19 protein-coding genes are annotated in these 17328 nt (G+C 69.1%); 13 read left to right on the forward strand and 6 right to left on the reverse strand.

Annotated elements, in window-relative coordinates:
• Nucleotides 1-24 precede the first annotated feature (24 nt).
• The gene (gene puuE / locus H7I57_RS27025; RefSeq protein WP_264027394.1) at nt 25-945 is read left to right on the forward strand and encodes an allantoinase PuuE; all 921 of its coding nucleotides are present in this window, start codon (nt 25-27) and stop codon (nt 943-945) included.
• A gap of 76 nt (nt 946-1021) precedes the next feature.
• On the opposite strand, the gene H7I57_RS27030 is transcribed toward puuE, so the two are convergent.
• Entirely contained in the window at nt 1022-1615 is a 594-nt protein-coding gene (locus H7I57_RS27030) for a fasciclin domain-containing protein (protein ID WP_264027396.1), read from the reverse strand.
• 206 nt (nt 1616-1821) lie between these two features.
• Complete coding sequence (locus H7I57_RS27035; protein ID WP_264027397.1) at nt 1822-2502, reverse strand: fasciclin domain-containing protein; 681 nt, start codon at nt 2500-2502, stop codon at nt 1822-1824.
• Nucleotides 2503-2685: 183 nt separating this feature from the next.
• Between H7I57_RS27035 and dxr the strand changes: the two genes are divergently transcribed.
• From dxr to H7I57_RS27060, 5 genes are read left to right on the forward strand one after another with little or no spacing between them, the layout of a single operon-like run.
• Nucleotides 2686-3891: a 1-deoxy-D-xylulose-5-phosphate reductoisomerase gene (gene dxr / locus H7I57_RS27040; RefSeq protein WP_264027399.1), complete on the forward strand. Its 1206-nt coding sequence runs from the start codon at nt 2686-2688 to the stop codon at nt 3889-3891.
• Nucleotides 3892-3945: 54 nt separating this feature from the next.
• Nucleotides 3946-5160 (forward strand): M50 family metallopeptidase, encoded by a 1215-nt coding sequence (locus tag H7I57_RS27045; protein ID WP_264027401.1) that lies wholly within the window; start codon nt 3946-3948, stop codon nt 5158-5160.
• A gap of 14 nt (nt 5161-5174) precedes the next feature.
• Nucleotides 5175-6338 (forward strand): flavodoxin-dependent (E)-4-hydroxy-3-methylbut-2-enyl-diphosphate synthase, encoded by a 1164-nt coding sequence (ispG, locus tag H7I57_RS27050; protein ID WP_264027451.1) that lies wholly within the window; start codon nt 5175-5177, stop codon nt 6336-6338.
• 57 nt (nt 6339-6395) lie between these two features.
• Nucleotides 6396-7259, forward strand: coding sequence for a GNAT family N-acetyltransferase (locus tag H7I57_RS27055; protein WP_264027403.1), 864 nt, complete (start codon nt 6396-6398; stop codon nt 7257-7259).
• A 26-nt stretch (nt 7260-7285) separates the two neighbouring features.
• Entirely contained in the window at nt 7286-7948 is a 663-nt protein-coding gene (locus tag H7I57_RS27060) for a GNAT family N-acetyltransferase (protein WP_264027405.1), read from the forward strand.
• On the opposite strand, the gene H7I57_RS27065 is transcribed toward H7I57_RS27060, so the two are convergent.
• Nucleotides 7945-8490: a peroxiredoxin-like family protein gene (locus H7I57_RS27065; RefSeq protein ID WP_264027407.1), complete on the reverse strand. Its 546-nt coding sequence runs from the start codon at nt 8488-8490 to the stop codon at nt 7945-7947. The genes H7I57_RS27060 and H7I57_RS27065 overlap by 4 nt on opposite strands.
• A 74-nt stretch (nt 8491-8564) precedes the next feature.
• On the opposite strand from H7I57_RS27065, the gene H7I57_RS27070 reads away from it, so the two are divergent.
• From H7I57_RS27070 to H7I57_RS27080, 3 genes are all read left to right on the forward strand, one after another.
• Nucleotides 8565-9173 carry a TetR/AcrR family transcriptional regulator gene (locus H7I57_RS27070; protein ID WP_264027410.1) on the forward strand — a complete coding sequence of 203 codons (609 nt, stop codon included), beginning with the start codon at nt 8565-8567 and terminating at the stop codon, nt 9171-9173.
• A gap of 139 nt (nt 9174-9312) precedes the next feature.
• On the forward strand, nt 9313-11127 hold the full coding sequence (locus H7I57_RS27075) for a penicillin-binding transpeptidase domain-containing protein (RefSeq protein ID WP_264027412.1): 1815 nt from the start codon (nt 9313-9315) through the stop codon (nt 11125-11127).
• 77 nt (nt 11128-11204) lie between these two features.
• The gene (locus H7I57_RS27080) at nt 11205-11807 is read left to right on the forward strand and encodes a DUF1707 SHOCT-like domain-containing protein (protein WP_264027413.1); all 603 of its coding nucleotides are present in this window, start codon (nt 11205-11207) and stop codon (nt 11805-11807) included.
• A gap of 7 nt (nt 11808-11814) precedes the next feature.
• Here H7I57_RS27080 and H7I57_RS27085 read toward each other — a convergent pair whose 3' ends face one another.
• Together H7I57_RS27085 and H7I57_RS27090 are read right to left on the reverse strand one after the other, a co-directional pair.
• The gene (locus H7I57_RS27085) at nt 11815-13002 is read right to left on the reverse strand and encodes a sulfotransferase family protein (RefSeq protein WP_264027414.1); all 1188 of its coding nucleotides are present in this window, start codon (nt 13000-13002) and stop codon (nt 11815-11817) included.
• Nucleotides 12999-14090: a DUF1214 domain-containing protein gene (locus H7I57_RS27090; protein WP_264027416.1), complete on the reverse strand. Its 1092-nt coding sequence runs from the start codon at nt 14088-14090 to the stop codon at nt 12999-13001. Before H7I57_RS27090 ends, H7I57_RS27085 begins: the two co-directional genes overlap by 4 nt.
• Before the next feature lie 19 nt (nt 14091-14109).
• Between H7I57_RS27090 and H7I57_RS27095 the strand changes: the two genes are divergently transcribed.
• A complete protein-coding gene (locus H7I57_RS27095) occupies nt 14110-14718 on the forward strand; it encodes a TetR family transcriptional regulator (RefSeq protein WP_264027417.1) in 609 nt (202 codons plus the stop codon).
• Nucleotides 14719-14732: 14 nt separating this feature from the next.
• Here the strand turns inward: H7I57_RS27095 and H7I57_RS27100 are convergent, their stop codons facing one another.
• On the reverse strand, nt 14733-15119 hold the full coding sequence (locus tag H7I57_RS27100) for a PaaI family thioesterase (protein ID WP_264027418.1): 387 nt from the start codon (nt 15117-15119) through the stop codon (nt 14733-14735).
• A 22-nt stretch (nt 15120-15141) separates the two neighbouring features.
• Here H7I57_RS27100 and map point away from each other — a divergent pair, with 22 nt between their 5' ends.
• From map to H7I57_RS27115, 3 genes are all read left to right on the forward strand, one after another.
• Nucleotides 15142-15999 carry a type I methionyl aminopeptidase gene (map, locus tag H7I57_RS27105; protein ID WP_264027419.1) on the forward strand — a complete coding sequence of 286 codons (858 nt, stop codon included), beginning with the start codon at nt 15142-15144 and terminating at the stop codon, nt 15997-15999.
• Nucleotides 16000-16026: 27 nt separating this feature from the next.
• On the forward strand, nt 16027-16698 hold the full coding sequence (locus H7I57_RS27110) for a hypothetical protein (protein ID WP_264027420.1): 672 nt from the start codon (nt 16027-16029) through the stop codon (nt 16696-16698).
• Between the two features lie 63 nt (nt 16699-16761).
• Nucleotides 16762-17325: an alpha/beta fold hydrolase gene (locus tag H7I57_RS27115; RefSeq protein WP_264027421.1), complete on the forward strand. Its 564-nt coding sequence runs from the start codon at nt 16762-16764 to the stop codon at nt 17323-17325.
• The last annotated feature ends 3 nt before the right edge of the window (nt 17326-17328 follow it).

Below are 17328 nucleotides of genomic sequence, written 5' to 3' on the forward strand. Positions count from 1 at the left end.
CGACAGTCCTGCCAGAATGCCTGCATGACGCTGGGGCCTGCCGAGAGCTATCCGCGGGACATGGTCGGCTACGGCCCGCACCCACCGCACCCACAGTGGCCGGGCGACGCCAAGGTCGCGGTGCAGTTCGTGCTCAACTACGAGGAGGGCGCGGAGAACAACGTCATGCACGGCGATGCGGCCTCGGAGACATTCCTCTCGGAGATCATTGGCGCCCAGCCCTTTCCGAACCGCCACATGAGCATGGAGTCGCTGTACGAGTACGGCTCCCGGGCGGGGCTGTGGCGGGTGCTGCGGGCGTTCGACCGCCGCGGCCTGCCGCTGACGATCTTCGGCGTGGCGATGGCGCTTGCCCGAAATCCGGAGGCGGTCGCCGCTTTCACGGAGCGCGGCGACGAGATCGCCTGCCACGGCCTGCGGTGGATCAGTTATCAACTCGTCGAACCCGAGATCGAGCGCACGCATCTCACCGCAGCGGTGGAGTTGATGACCGAGGTGACGGGTGCGGCCCCGCTTGGCTGGTACACAGGGCGCGACTCGCCGCACACCAGACGACTGGTCGTGGAGCACGGCGGTTTCCTCTACGACTCGGACTCCTACGCCGACGATCTGCCGTACTGGACGCGGGTCGCCGGCACCGACCACCTCGTCGTGCCGTACACGCTCGACACCAACGACATGCGGTTCGCGATCGCCGGGGGCTTTCCCAGCGGTGACGAGTTCTTCACCCACCTGCGCGACGCATTCGACGTGCTGTATGCCGAAGGTGTCGCTGGCGCTCCGAAGATGCTGTCGGTCGGCCTGCACTGCCGCCTGGCGGGCAGGCCCGCGCGCACCGCCGCGCTGGAACGCTTCCTCGACCACGTGCAGACCCATGACCACGTGTGGGTGGCCCGACGCGTCGACATCGCCCGGCACTGGATCGAGCACTTCCGGCCCGGCTGACGGTTCCGGGACGAGGAATCCCCCGCACGGCCGGGGGGAAAGGTGCGGGGGATCCTCTGTCGGTGGGCGGATACCGCTACGCCGCCGGCGGCATCAGCACGGTGTCGATCAGGTACACCGTGGCGTTGGCGGTCTGCACGCCGCCGCATGCCACAGAGGCGTCGTTGACCATGAGCTGGCCGGGATGCCCGGTGACGGTGACCTCACCGCCCTGGACCGTCTTGTGGGTGCCCACCACCTGCGACGGGTCCGCCTGTCCCGGAACCACATGGTAGGTCAGGATATTCGTCAACAACGGCGCGTCGGTCTTGAGTTGCTCGATGGTCGCGGGATCGATCTTGGCGAACGCCTCGTCCGTCGGCGCGAACACCGTGAACTCACCGCCGTTGAGGGTGTCGACCAGGTTGACCTCTGGATTCAGTTGTCCTGAAACCGCTTTGGTGAGGGTGGTCAGCAGCGGGTTGTTCGACGCCGCCACCGCGACGGGCGCCATCGACATGCCCTGGACCGAGCCCGGGCCGTCAGGTACCTGCTGGACGTAGGCCCCACACGCCGGTCCCACAGGCGCGGCGCCGGCGGTCGCTGCCGATCCCAGAGTGAGCCCGACCGCGGCGGCGACCGCAAATCCCGCTCCCGTCAAGGCTTTTGCGTTCACGCTTCGATAAACCATATCCGCGAGTTCCCTTCGATCCGTCGACCGGCTGTGTCGGCCACTGGTGTGTTGTGCGTGCTTACATCCGGTATTCGGCGCCGATGGCCCGGCGGATGGGTGGTGGCGCGAGAATTTCTGCCCGGCGCAACGGAATTGGCCGGCGGTCAGCGCAGAATCCCCCGGACACGCCGAGGCGTGCCGGGGGATCCGGGTGGCTGTGCCGATCAGCTGGCCGGCGGCATGAGCACCGTGTCGATCATGTAGACCGTCGCGTTCGCGGTGGTCACCCCACCGCACACCAGTGCGGCGTCGTTGACCTTGAGGTCGTTACCCGCGCCGGTCACGTTCAGGGTCGCACCCTGCACCGTCGCGTGCTCGCCCGCAACCTGATCCGGGGCCGCCTGCCCTGGCACCACGTGATAGGTCAGGATGCTGGTCAGCAGGTCGGAATCGGTCTTGAGCGTCTCGATCGTGGCGGGGTCGATCTTGGCGAACGCGTCGTCGGTCGGCGCGAACACGGTGAACTCACCGCCGTTGAGGGTGTCGACGAGGTTGACGTCCGGGTTGAGCTGACCCGACAGCGCCTGGGTCAGCGTGGTGAGCATCGGGTTGTTGGACGCCGCAACGGTCACCGGGTCCTGTGCCATGCCCGACACCGATCCCGGTCCCTCCGGGACCTGCTCCGCGTAGGCCGCGCACCCCGTGCCGATGAGGTTGGCTGCGGGGTCGGCCATCGCGCTGGTGGGCGAGGGGGCAGCCGAGGCCGTGGTCTCCGCGGCGGCCGACGTGGTGGTGGCGGTGTCGGAGGCCTCCGAGGTGCTGTCGCTGGAACAGGCGGCCACTCCGAATATGGCGACCGCCGCCAGGCCTGCCGCGGCAACCGACTTCCGGCGAACTGTGTTCATCACTTCCCCATCCCTTCGCGGACGGACACCGTTGCCCGTCCTGTTCATGTGACATTCGGTTCGGGGCGACCACCGGATGGGCACCAGCGGCATGCGTCACATTCGTGTCACATTCGCGACGGGGACCCGCCGGCCGCGCCGACTCGTTGCGGTGCAGCACCGGAGCCCGGGCACAATGAAGCGGTGACCCGATCCGGTGAGACGCAGCAGCGGGACAGGGTGCGTGTACTGATCCTGGGCAGTACCGGCTCGATCGGGACCCAGGCGCTCGACGTCATCGCCGCCAACCCCGAGCGTTTCGAGGTCGTCGGGCTGGCCGCCGGTGGCGGAAACACCGACCTCCTGTCGCAGCAGCGCGCGCTGACCGGTGTGACGAACATCGCGGTCGCCGACCCCGCCGCTGCCGACGTCGTCGGCGACGTCACGTTCTCCGGCCCGGACGCGGTCACCCGGCTGGTCGAGACCACCGCCGAAACGGCCGGGGTCGACGTGGTGCTCAACGCGCTGGTGGGCGCGCTCGGTCTCAAACCCACACTGGCGGCGCTGGCCACCGGCGCCCGGCTGGCACTGGCCAACAAGGAGTCCCTCGTGGCGGGCGGGCCGCTGGTGCTCAAGGCGGCCGCGCCCGGGCAGATCGTCCCCGTCGACTCCGAGCACTCCGCGCTGGCGCAGTGCCTGCGCGGCGGCACCGCCGACGAGGTCGCCAAGCTGGTGCTGACCGCGTCGGGTGGGCCGTTCCGCGGCTGGCCCGCGGAGCGCCTCGAGCACGTCACGCCCGAACAGGCAGGCGCACATCCCACCTGGTCGATGGGACCGATGAACACGCTGAACTCGGCGTCACTGGTCAACAAGGGCCTCGAACTCATCGAGACGCACCTGCTCTTCGGGGTCGACTACGACCGCATCGACGTCGTCGTGCACCCGCAGTCGATCGTGCACTCGATGGTGACGTTCGTCGACGGCTCGACGCTGGCGCAGGCGAGCCCTCCCGACATGAAACTGCCGATCGCGCTGGCGCTGGGTTGGCCCGCCAGGGTCGCCGGCGCCGCCTCGGCCTGCGATTTCACCATGGCCTCGAGCTGGGAGTTCGAACCGCTGGACAACGACGTGTTCCCGGCGGTCGACCTCGCCCGGGACGCCGGCCGGGGCGGCGGATGCCTGACCGCGGTCTACAACGCCGCGAACGAAGAAGCCGCGGCGGCCTTCCTCGACGGGCGCATCCCGTTCCCGGCGATCGTGCGGACCATCGCCGACGTGCTGCGCGCTGCCGACCAGTGGGCGTGCGAACCAGCTACCGTGGAGGATGTGCTCGACGCGCAGGATTGGGCCCGCGACCGGGCTCGGCGTGCGGTCGAGCGTGATTACGCAGGTACCGGGAAAACCCAGTAGACATCTCAGAACACCACTCGGAAGACATCTCGGAAGACAAGGACTGGCCGCCACATGATGTTCGCGCTCGGCATCGTGCTCTTCGCACTCGCCATCCTGCTGTCGGTCGCGCTGCACGAATGCGGCCACATGTGGGTCGCGCGAGCGACCGGGATGAAGGTGCGCCGTTACTTCGTCGGCTTCGGTCCCACGCTGTGGTCCACACGAAGGCCCAACAGGCTGGGGGAGACCGAGTACGGCGTCAAGGCCGTCCCGCTGGGCGGCTTCTGCGACATCGCGGGCATGACGTCGGTCGAGGAGCTCACTCCCGACGAGCGTCCCTACGCGATGTACAGGCAGAAGACGTGGAAGCGGGTCTCCGTGCTGGCCGCCGGGCCCGCCATGAACTTCGTCATCGGCCTGGTGTTGATCTACGCGATCGCGGTGATCTGGGGCCTGCCCAACCTGCATCCGCCGACGACCGCCATCGTCGGCGAGACCGGTTGCGTCGCAGCACAGGTCAGCAAGGACAGTGTGGCCGAATGCTCGGGTCCCGGCCCGGCCGCTGAAGCGGGGATTCGTGCCGGCGATGTGATCGTCAAGGTCGGCGACACACCGGTGAGCACCTTCGACGAGGCCCGCACGGCGCTGCAGAAGTCGTCGGGACCCACGCTGGTCGGCTACGAACGTGACGGTGAACAGCTCAGCTCGGTGGTCAACGTCACGCAGACCAAGCGCTTCACCGGCGAGGGCGACGAGATCACCACGGTGGGGGCCATCGGGATCGCCGCGGCCTACTTCGGGCCGACGCAGTACAACCCGCTCTCCGCGGTGCCCGGCACGTTCGCGTTCACCGGTGACCTCGCCGTGGAACTGGGCAAGGCGCTGGCCAAGATCCCGACCAAGGTCGGCGCCCTGGTGCACTCCATCGGCGGCGGGGAGCGCGATCCAGAGACGCCGATCAGCGTCGTCGGTGCCAGCATCATCGGCGGCGACACCGTCGACCACGGGCTGTGGGTGGCGTTCTGGTTCTTCCTGGCCCAGCTGAACTTCGTTCTGGGGGCGATCAACCTGGTGCCGCTGCTCCCGTTCGACGGCGGCCACATCGCGATCGCCGTGTTCGAGAAGATTCGCAACCTGTTCCGGTCGGCGCGCGGCATGGTGGCCGCCGCGCCGGTCAATTACCTCAAGCTGATGCCCGCCACCTATGTCGTGCTGGTCCTGGTGTCCGGCTACATGCTGTTGACCGTCACCGCCGACCTGGTCAACCCCATCAGACTTTTCCAGTAGGAGAGTTCATGACGATGTCCATCGGGCTGGGAATGCCGGCGCCACCTGCGCCGACGTTGGCCCCCCGCCGCAAGACGCGCCAGCTGATGGTGCGCGATGTCGGTATCGGCAGCGATCACCCCATCGCGGTGCAGTCGATGTGCACCACCAAGACGCATGACATCAACGCCACGCTGCAGCAGATCGCCGAGCTGACCGCGTCGGGCTGTGACATCGTCCGGGTGGCGTGCCCCCGCCAGGAGGACGCCGACGCCCTGGCCACCATCGCGAAGAAGTCGAAGATCCCGGTGATCGCCGACATCCACTTCCAGCCCAAGTACATCTTCGCCGCCATCGACGCCGGATGCGCGGCCGTGCGCGTCAACCCGGGCAACATCAAGGAGTTCGACGGCCGGGTCAAGGAGGTCGCCAAAGCGGCCACGGCGGCGGGCATCCCGATCCGCATCGGGGTCAACGCCGGCTCGCTGGACAAGCGCTTCATGGAGAAGTACGGCAAGGCCACGCCGGAGGCGCTGGTGGAGTCGGCGCTGTGGGAGGCCTCGCTGTTCGAGGAACACGGCTTCGGCGACATCAAGATCAGCGTCAAGCACAACGATCCCGTCGTCATGGTCGCCGCATACGAATTGCTGGCCTCCAAGAGCGACTACCCCCTGCACCTGGGCGTCACCGAGGCCGGTCCCGCCTTCCAGGGCACCATCAAGTCCGCCGTCGCCTTCGGCGCGCTGCTGTCCAAAGGGATCGGCGACACCATCCGGGTGTCCCTGTCGGCCCCGCCCGCCGAGGAGGTGAAGGTCGGCAACCAGATCCTCGAGTCGCTGAACCTGCGGCCGCGCGGCCTGGAGATCGTGTCGTGCCCGTCGTGCGGGCGCGCTCAGGTCGACGTCTACACGTTGGCGAACGAGGTGACGGCCGGACTCGAGGGCATGGAGGTGCCGTTGCGGGTCGCGGTGATGGGCTGTGTGGTCAACGGACCCGGCGAGGCCCGCGAAGCCGACCTCGGCGTGGCCTCCGGAAACGGCAAGGGACAGATCTTCGTCAAAGGCGAGGTCATCAAGACCGTGCCGGAAGCCCTCATCGTCGAGACGCTCATCGAGGAGGCGCTGCGGCTCGCCGAGAAAATCGGGGCGGAACGCGGCTCAGATGATGGCACCGGTTCGCCTATTGTGACCGTAAGCTGACATCAGACCCCCCGGGTGGGGGTTGGCTGCTCAGGGTATGTCGCAGAAAGAGTCCAGATGTCGGCTCCTCCGCTTTTTCGCCTCGTTGACGAGCGAAGGGTGTCGGTGGTGCGCGACACCCGCGACATGGCAGCGGTCCTGCAGGTGCTCGACGACGACCCGGTCGCTGCGTGCATGGTCGCTTCCCGCGTCGCCGAGCACGGCATCGACCCCTCCGGCATCGGCGGCGAACTGTGGACACGGCGGCGAGCGACCGAATCTCTGTGTTACGCAGGCGCCAACCTGATCCCGTTGCGTGGCGGGATGAGCGATCTGAACGCCTTCGCGGACAAGGCGATGAGCCAGGCGCGGCGGTGCTCGTCGCTGGTGGGCCGAGCTGAGCTGGTGCTGCCCATGTGGCAGCGTCTCGAGCATGTCTGGGGACCTGCCCGCGATGTCCGTGCGCACCAGCCGCTGATGGCCCTGAGCACGGCGCCCGCCTGCGCGATCGACCCGGGTGTGCGTCCGGTCCGCATGAACGAGCTCGACGCCTACCTCGTCGCGGCCATCGACATGTTCATCGGCGAGGTCGGCATCGACCCACGCGCCGGCGACGGCGGGAGGGGGTACCGGCGCCGGGTCGCAGGACTGATCGCCGCGGGCCGCGCGTGGGCCCGGTTCGAACGTGGCCAGGTGGTGTTCAAGGCCGAGGTGGGCTCGCAGTCGCCCGCCGTCGGCCAGATCCAGGGCGTGTGGGTGCACCCCGACTGGCGCGGTCGCGGGATCGGCACCGCCGGGACCGCCGCGCTGGCCGCGGCGGTCGTGGGCGGCGGCCGCATCGCGAGCCTGTACGTCAACAGCTTCAACACCGTCGCGCGGGCGACGTACGCGCGGATCGGGTTCACCGAGGTGGGATCGTTCGCCACGGTATTGCTGGACTGACCGCCACGGCCGCATACGCTGCACCCATGACCGAGCAGGACACGACGGCACAGCGCAGGGTTGTCGCCGATGCGCTCGTACACGCGCTGGAACGCCGACACGAGGTGCTCGACGCCGTCGTCGCCTCCGATGATTACGACGCGGCCATCGAAGCGATCGCCGATCTGCTCGACACCTCCGAGGTGGCGGCCGAGGCGGTCCTGAGGCTGTCGTTCGACCGGCTCACCAAGGTGTCGCGCCGCAGGATCGCCGCCGAGTTGGAGAACCTCACCAGCCAGGAGCTGAGCTTCACCTCCGAGCAGACCGGCCGGTCAGCACGCCGGATGATGTTGCGGCCGTTCGCCGCCGACAGGGACCGCGACATCTTCGCCGCGCGGACCGAGGACATGCGCTCGGCCGGTGACGGCACCGCCGCGCCCGCGGGCGATCTCGGGGACGAGATCCGAGATGCGGTCGCCCGGGTGGCCGCCGAGGAGGCGGCCTGGCTGGTGGCCGAGGTGGGCTCGACGAAGGTCGGCATGGTCTTCGGGGAGCTCTCCGACGGTGAGGTCGACGTACGGATCTGGATTCACCCCCATCACCGCAAGCAGGGTTACGGCACCGCGGCGCTGCGTACGTCGCGTTCGGAGATGGCCGCTTACTTCCCTGCGGTGCCACTGGTCGTGCGGGCACCGGCGGCCGGCGCCTAGCGCGGCGGCCCGGCCGTCCGGGCGTGCGTCAGCAGTTCGTCCACCGACCACTGGTCGTCAGCGTGACGGCCGTACTTGGCGGCGACGACGCGGCCGTCGGAGCCGACGAGAAAGTCGGCAGGCAACCCCAGTCGACCGCCGGGCTGCCGGGTCTGCGGCGCGCGGAATCGGCCGGTCAGCGTCAGCGCCACACCCCGCACGATCGCCCGCCAGGCACGCGGATCGAGCAGGGCACGCGCCGACGCCTCCACACCGAACTGCCGGTAGTAACGCCTGTGCGGGTCGGCGACCGCGGCGAACGGCAGGTCGGCCACATGGGGGCGCAGCTCGTCGGCCCCGGAGTGGAAGAACACCACCTCCCGGATGCCTGCGGCGTTGATCTCCTCGTGGCGTCGCGCGAACGACCGCAGGTGCAGGTTGCAGATCGGGCAGCCGGCGAAGCGCCGAAACTGCAGGTGCACCAACGCGTTCGGATCGGGAACGGCGATCGGCTCGCCGCCGACGCCGTGCAGTCGTAGATCGGAGATCGAGGCCGGGCCCATCGCAATCGGTCCTTCGTAGGCGTGTGTGGTACGCCTACAAACCTATAAACGTACGCTGTACGCTGTCAACCGTCATGCCTCGACCACGCTCACTGACCGCCGGTCAGATCGCCGACGCCGCCCTCGCCGTGCTCGATCGCGACGGGTTGGCGGGCCTTTCCATGCGCACGGTGGCGCGGGAACTGGGCATGGGCACGATGTCGCTCTACCGCTACGTCGCCGACCGCGAGGAACTCGAAGCGCTGGTCGTCGACCGCGTGCTGGCCGGGGTCGACGCGCGGGTGCCCCGCGGATCGACCAGGCGCAGGCTCGCCACGCTGGCCGACCGGGTGCGCACCACCGTCGGCGAGCATCCCGCGGTGACACCGCTGCTGCTGGCCAATCGGCACCGCTCCCCGGGCTCGCTGCGTTGGGGGGAGACGGTGCTCGGAGTCCTGGCCGACGCCGGGGTCACCGGAGTGCGGCGGGTCGTCGCGTTCCGGGCGGTGCTGGCCTACGTGTTCGGCGCACTGGAGATCCACCACTTCGCGCCGCTGTCCGGGGCCGGTACCGCCGCGCTGGCCGGCTTGCCGGCAGGGGAGTTCCCGCTGCTGGCCGACACCGCTTCCCATGCGCGCGGCGTCGGCGCCGACGCCGAGTTCCGCCGCGGGTTCGACATCCTGCTGGCGGGCCTGGAGCTGTGAGCACGCGGCGGTGCCGCCGCGACGAGATCCACGTTCTGCAGACGTCTTCTCGACATTCCCCGGCAAAAAGTGGATCTCGGCGCGGCCGGTCGGTGCGCCTACGCCGAAATCGGATCGTTACTTCATAACATCAGCCTCAATGGCAACACTGATCTCATCAGCATCACGGGTCACGGGAATCGCTACGGTGGCCGCGCTGGTCCTCACCCTCGGCGCGTGCACGCCACGACCCAACGGGCCCGAGCCCGCGGCCGAGGAGTTCTTCGCCGCGCTGGCGGCCGGGGACACCGGCGCCGCAGCCGAACTCAGCGACCGCCCGGAGGCCGCCCGGGCGGCGCTCAACGAGGCGTGGGCGGGCCTTCAGGCCACCGGCCTGGACGCCCAGATCCTGAGCTCGAAGTACGCCGAGGACACCGGAAGCGTCACCTACCGCTACACCTGGCACCTGCCCAAGGACCGCACCTGGACCTACGACGGACAGTTCAACATGGTCCGCGACGAGAAGGGCTGGGACGTTCGCTGGAGCGCCACCGGCATACACCCGAGGCTGGGCGAGAACCAGACGCTCGCGCTGCGCGCCGACGCGCCGCGCCGCGCCTCGGTCAACGAGCGTGGCGGCACCGACGTCCTGGTGCCGGGCTACCGCTATCACTTCGCCCTGGACGCCAAGGCGGCGGGCAGCGAGCTGATGCCCACCGCGCGGGCCGTCGTCGGCGCCCTCCACCGGTTCGACAACACCCTCGATCCGCAGCGCCTCGCCGAGCTCGCCAGCTCCAGGAAGGGACCGCTGAGCCTGGTCACGCTGCGCCAGGCCGATCACGACGCGGTCGCAGGCGCCATCGGCGCGCTGCCGGGCGTGGTGATCACCCCACAGCCCGAGATGGTCCCCACTGACGAGGACTTCGCACCCGCACTGGTCAACCAGGTCAAGAACGCCGTCGTCGACGAACTCGACGGCACCTCCGGCTGGCGGGTCGTCACCGTCAACCAGAACGGGGTCGACGTCGACGTCCTGCACGAGGTGGCCGGTGACCCGGCGCCGTCGGTGACCATCAGCCTGGACCGCTCGGTGCAGAACGCCGCCCAACACGCCGTCGACACCACCGGCAAGCAGGCGATGATCGTGGTCATCAAGCCGTCGACCGGCGAGATCATGGCCGTCGCGCAGAACGCCGCCGCCGACCGGGAGGGGCCGATCGCCACGATGGGCCTGTTCCCGCCCGGATCGACGTTCAAGATCGTCACCGCCGGCGCGGCGATCGAACGTGACATGGCCACGCCCAACACGCTTCTGGGCTGCCCGGGGCAGATGGACATCGGCCACCGCACCGTGCCCAACTACGGCGGCTTCGACCTCGGCACCGTGCCGATGTCGCGCGCGTTCGCCAGCTCGTGCAACACCACGTTCGCCGAACTGGCCAGCCGGATGCCACCGCGCGGCCTCACCCAGGCCGCCGCCCAGTACGGCATCGGCCCCGACTACAAGGTCGAGGGCATCGACACCGTCACCGGATCGGTGCCGCCGACGGTGAACCTCACCGAACGCACCGAGGACGGGTTCGGCCAGGGCAAGGTGCTGGTCAGTCCCTTCGGGATGGCGTTGGCCGCCGCCACCGTCGCCGCGGGCCGCACCCCGGTTCCCCACCTCATCGACGGTCGCGAAACCGAGATCACCGGGGAGAGCGAGCCCATCCCGGCCGTCGTCGTCGACAGCCTCCGGCCGATGATGCGCCTGGTGGTCACCAACGGCACCGCCGAAGACCTCCAGGGTGCCGGGGATGTGCGCGGCAAGACCGGTGAGGCCGAGTTCGTGGGCGGCTCGCACTCGTGGTTCACCGGCTATCGCGGCGACATGGCGTTCTCGGCGCTGATCGTCGGTGGCGGAAGCTCGGAGTACGCCGTGAGGATGCTCAAGGGGATGCTCGACGAACTGCCACCGGGCTACCTCGCCTGAGGATCGGATCACGGCGACGCGGATCACGGCGACTCGGTGCGATTCGCGCAGCTGACGGCGGTACCGTGGAAGACGTCATGACCGAGATCAACCACGTGCCCGCCGAGGCGATCGAGATGCGGATCTCCGATGCCGACCGCAACGGCACGCTGCGCCGACTGCACAACGCCGTCGCGCTCGGGCTCATCGACATCGACGAGTTCGAGGAACGTTCGGCGATGGTGTCGCGGGCCCGGTTGCGCTCCGACCTCGACACACTCGTCGGCGACCTGCCCGGCCCCGGCGCGATCGTCACCTCCGCCGCCGACCGCGTCGAGTTGCGCGGCGTGCTCGGATCGTTGAAGCGCCAGGGCGAATGGGTGGTGCCCAGCCGCCTGGCCCTGCACCGGCGGATGGGGTCGGTCGAACTCGACCTGACGCGGGCACGGTTCGCCGGACCCATCGTCGTCATCGAACTCGACATGAAGTTCGGCGGCCTGGACCTGCGGCTTCCCGACGGGGCGAGCGCCTCCATCGACGACGTCGAGGTCAACGTCGGCAGCGCTCACGACCACCGCAGAGACGCCCCCGCCGAGGGCAGGCCGCACGTCATCCTGACCGGCAAGGTGGTGTGCGGCTCGGTGGACGTCCGCGGCCCCCGCAAGTCGTGGCGGCTTCGCCGCCCATTCGGCCACACCTAATGGGCAGCTACCGCAGCGGCTCGTCGGGAACGCCGTAGCGCTGCTGATACCCGCGCACCTGCTCACGAACCTGCCCGGCGTCCAGGCCGGTGTCGGCCCAGCGGTATCTGCTGCCGTTGGCGCCTCGATCCCCGGGATGGCCCGCCAGGAAGTCCCGCATCCGCTGTTCGGCAGCGGGTTCCAGCTCGCGGTCGAGCGCCGTGTAGAGCGTGCGGACGGTGGCGAACGGGTCGTGCATGAAGTCGACGAACTGCACGTCGACCACCCGCTGGCCGGCCAGCGCATCCGAGTCGCGTAGCCTCATGCCGCGCTCGAGGCCGACAACGATCTCCTCGTGCGACTGTGCGGCACACTCGGCGATCGACGACTCGTCGGAGGCCAGGCGGCGCAGATGGTGGGTGAGCGCGCTGACCGAGGAGATGACGTTGAGCGGGTCGCGGTGGGTCTGAACGATCAGCGCGTCGGGGTATTCGGCCACCAGCCTGTCCAGTTGCCACAGGTGCGCGGGTGACTTCAGCAGCCATTGACATTCCGGCCCGCCGACTCCGGACTGCAAGTGCTGCAGGAACATCCGGTGATAGCGATAGGCCGGGCCATGGTCGGCGTCGTACAGCAGCCAGCGGTAGTACCCGGGCAGTCGGTACTGCACCGAGAAGATCATGCTGCAGAACTGGCCCGCGGTGATGCGCACGCACTCCTGGCCGACCAGCGCCCCCATCGGGTGATGGGCCAGCAGGCCCGGGACGATCTGCTCCGACATCTCGATGGCGGCCTGCGTCTCGGCGATCCGGGGGTCGGTGTCGTAGGTATCCGGACATGGTGGGGGACAGGGGTTGTCGACCTCCCAAGTCAGCGGCGGGCGCAGCGCCGGGTCCTGCGCCAGGAGGTCGAACAGGATGGTCGTGCCCGTCCGCGGCTGACCCACGATGAAGATGGGCCGCGTCACGGGTGCGGCGGCGACTTCGGGGTGGTTCTTGCGCCAGTCGACGATCTGCAGCCGGCTGGTCAGGGCGCGGACGACGTCCGCCACGGCGATCTCGACGCCGAGGCCGGACAGGTGCGCCTCGTTGATCAGCCCGTCGCACAGCCGGGACAGCCCGTCGCGCCACGAGTCGTCGTCACCGAAGTCGTCTCTCGCGGTGAGCTCGCACGCCTGCTCGACGAGGCGGTCCGGGTGCAGACGCTCGGTGGTCACGAGGTGGCTCCGCGGCGGACCGTCGTCAGCACGTCGGGGGGATCGGGCCGGTCGAGCCACCGCAGGATCACGAAGCCGCGCTCTCGGCCGCCGGTGTCCAGCCAGTGTCCGTGTCCGAAGTCCTTGGCGCCGATGGCGATCCGAACCCTGCCCGTCTCGTCGGGGCGGACCCCCTTGTCGGTGACCGAACTGTGTCGGTGACGCGGTTCAAGGCATTCGTGCCAGATGCTCTCGAGGGTGATGTTCCAGTAGCGCGAGTCGGGCGGTGTGAACTCCAGCACCAGGGATTCGTCGGGCGCCAACGCGAAGGTGCCCATCATGTAGAGGTTGTCGGGTGTGGTGTCCGCGCCGCCGAGTTCGGCCGCCGCGGCCGTCACCAGGGTGTTGGGCTGGGTGAGAAGTTCGGGCTTGACGGTGCGGTGCAGCGTGGCGAGCTTGACGATGGTCCACGCCATCGCGGTGAACGCCTCGGCCGCCACCTCGTCGGAAACCGGTTGCAGCGCTTCGCCGTCGAGGCAGTCGATGCGCATCGACGCGGGCTGCTCGGTTGCCGGGTCGCCGATGTACTCGCGCACCACGATCGCCGATGCGTCGGGTGGGATCGGCACCCACTGCGCGTCGCCGAGGATCTCCGGCGGTGGTTCGGCGGCCGACAGCAGCAGCGCGAACGAGCCTGAGTCACAGGCGAGTTCGGTGTCGCTGACGTAGCCCGCCATCCGGCGCGGCGTCAGGCCGGTGCCCGCAAGCACCTGGAACCCGAGATAGGCGGTGCTGCCCCGGCTTCCGACGATACGGTAGGTCCGGTCACCGCGGATCATGGCGAGTAGGTATCTGCCGTCGGGGTTGGGGCCGCCGACCATCCTGCTGTCGGTGCACATGTCGAAGAAGTGCGGACGTTGCGGGTCGGCCTCCACGGACAGCTCCGTGCACAGCGCGGTGACCTTGGCCAGCACGCGCAGCCCCTCCAGCAGTTCACGGTCACTGGTCGCGTCCTCGACCACGGTGGTGGTGAGATCGGCCAGCATCTGCTGGACGAATCGCCAGGATTGCAGGGACGCCGGCGCCGCGTCGTTGAGATCGGTGTCCATGATGAGACATAGTCTCACTATGGACGTCGTCTCAGAAGAGAAATCGCGGGAAAGCCTGACCGCCCGCAAGCAGCGTGCGACGAGGGCCCGGATCGCGGCGGCCGCGGCGCAGACCGTGGCCGATCACGGGCTGGCCGGTGCGACCGTGGAGCAGATCGCCGCGGCCGCGGAGGTCGGACGCGCCACGTTCTTCCGGTACTTCAGCGCCAAGGAGGATGCGGTCGCCGAGGGGATGACCACCCACTGGCTGGACCGCATCACGGCCGCGATCGCCGCGCGGCCGCCCGGGTTGTCGGCCGAGGAGGCGGTGGTCGGGGCGTTCGAGGATCTCGGTGACGGCTTCGACGCGGTCAGCGCTCAGGTTCGTGAGCTGGCCACGTTGACGCGGTCGTCGCCGGTGTTCAGCGCGTGGACGCTGCAGATCTACCTGCGCTACGAGGCCGCCATCGCCGATCTGGTCGCTCCCCGGTTCGGCGATGTCGCCCCCGACGATCCGCGGCCGCGGCTGTTGGGGGCGCTGACGATGGCATCGATCCGGATCGCCCTCGACGACTGGCTGGGCAACGGCGGTTCGCTGCCGGCGCGGGTGCGCTCGGCACTGGCTTCGATCACGGTGAGCCGCACGTGAGCTCCGCGCCGCGGTCAGCGCGGGTCGAGGACCGCGAAGCTGAGGGTGGCGCGCGCGGCCAGCCGGCCCCTGGCCGCGTCGGTGACGTCGACGGCGATGACCGACAACCGCCGCCCCGCGCGCACGACGGTGGCCTCGGCGCGGGCCGGGCCTTCGATGATCGGTGCCAGGAAGTGGACGGTCATGTCCGCCGTCGTGACGTCCTGGCCGGGACCGACGTGCCGGTCGGCCAGTCTGCCTGCGGCGATGTCGATGAGCGTCGCGACGAGCCCGCCCTGCAGCGCGCCGCGCCTGTTCACCAGGTCGGGGCGGTTGTCCAGTTCCAGCACCAGCCGTTCGTCGGACTCCTCGACGTCACGGAAGTCCAGCTGACTGAACAAATGTCCCGGGGTGACCTGCATGGCGGAACGCTAGCATTGCTACATGTCCGTACGAACCGCCCTCCGTCCCGGCGTGGTGTCACCGACGCTGCCGGTGCCCAAGTCGATCGCCCGCCCCGAGTATGTGGGACGGTCGACCGCGCGCGAGGGCAGTGAGCCCTGGGTGCAGACACCCGAGGTGATCGAGAAGATGAAGGTGGCGGGCAGGATCGCCGCCGGGGCGCTCGCCGAGGCGGGCACGGCCGTCAGGCCCGGGGTGACCACCGATGAACTCGACCGGGTCGCCCATGAGTACATGGTCGATCACGGCGCCTACCCGTCGACGCTGGGCTACAAGGGATATCCCAAATCGTGCTGCACGTCGCTGAACGAGGTGATCTGCCACGGAATCCCGGACTCGACCGTGGTCGAGGACGGCGACATCGTCAACATCGACGTCACCGCCTACATCGACGGCGTGCACGGCGACACCAACGCGACGTTCCTGGCGGGTGACGTCTCCGAGGAGCACCGACTGCTCGTCGAACGCACCCATGAGGCCACCATGCGGGCGATCAAGGCCGTCAAGCCGGGCAGGGCGCTCTCAGTCGTCGGCCGCGTCATCGAAGCCTACGCAAACCGGTTCGGTTACAACGTCGTTCGTGATTTCACCGGACACGGCATCGGCACCACCTTTCACAACGGGCTGGTGGTGCTGCACTACGACCAGCCGTCCGTCGAGACCCTGCTCGAACCGGGTATGACCTTCACGATCGAACCGATGATCAACCTCGGGACCCTGGACTACGAGATCTGGGACGACGACTGGACCGTGGTCACCAAGGACAAGAAGTGGACGGCCCAGTTCGAGCACACCCTGGTGGTCACCGACACCGGCGCGGAGATCCTCACGCAGCTGTGAGGCCTGCGCCGTGAGTAGCCTGAAGTGATGACCGGGCGGCGGATACCCACGGCCGCCGCGGCGGGCCTGCTCACGCTCGCCCTCGCCGGGTGTTCGCACATCGTCACCGGCACCGCGGGATGGCCCGGCGCCCGGCTCGAGCGTGCGACGCTCACCGAGGCGGACTTCGCGCCCGGTGTGCGCTACCAGCGCATCGTCAGGAATCCCGGGGAGGCAGACGGCACGGGCGCCCCGCCGCCGATGCTCTCGAAACCGGAAGGCTGCACCGATGGCCTGACACGCGACATCGCCGGCACCGCCGAGCGCGGAGCGGGCAGTGCCGCGGAGTACATGGCGGCCTACGACGGCGTGCGGATGGTCATCACCGTGCTGACGTGGTCGCTGGATCTCGAGCGGCTGGCCGCCACCGCCGAACGGTGCGCCGAGTACGAGACGTTCTTCGAGCCGTCGGACCCCGGCATCCCCGTGACCACGACGAGGCTGGCGACTCCTCGCGAGGATGCCCTCGTCTATCAGCAGACGATGAATCTCAACGGCACGCGCAGCAGCGTCTACTTCTCGTTCGAGAACACCGCGACCATGGCCGTGTTCGGGATCGCCCTTCCCGCGCCGGACCCCTCCATCACCGTCAAAGGCTCGCTCCCGCAGACTTTTTTGGAGATCACCGGCAAACAGGCCGAACGCGCGGCAGCGGCGTGAGCGCTTCGGTTAAGACCATGAAAAGCCGCCCACGGACTTCGCCGCTGCCTGTAGTTTGACGCAATGCCTTCTCCCATGATCACCGTCGACGGCTTCGACGTCCCCGTCGCGGTCGCCGGCCCGGAGAAGGGATCCGTCGTGGTGGTGCTCGGTGCGGCCCATCAGTCGCCCGCGGCCTACGAGGCGGTGTGTCAGCGCCTGCACACGGCGTCGCTGAAGACCGTCGTCATCGGCCCGGACCCGCGACTGACCGCCAAGTCCGTGATCGGAATCCTCGACGCACTGGAGGTCCGGTGGGCGCTGCTGGTCGGGGACAGGCTCGGCGGGGAGCTCGCATGGGAGCTGGCGGCGACCCGGCTTGACCGGTTCATCGGGCTGGTGGTGATCGACCGCGGCCATCCGCGGGTGGCCGATCTCGCCGGCGTGATCCGCGACGAGCACTGCCCGCCCGTCGAGCTGAACACCACCGCGCTCGTCAGCACCAACGCCGCGCGGGCCGTCGCCAGGGCGAGCCAGCGCTTCGTCTACGGCGATTACCGGGTCGTCGAGCTGCTGGGAAGACGCAACGCGGCCGACTCGACCGCGCAGCTGGCCGCCGAGATCGTGATGCGCACCAGCACCTGGTGACGA

This window comes from Mycolicibacterium pyrenivorans, assembly GCF_025821625.1.
GTDB classification, from domain to species: domain Bacteria; phylum Actinomycetota; class Actinomycetes; order Mycobacteriales; family Mycobacteriaceae; genus Mycobacterium; species Mycobacterium pyrenivorans.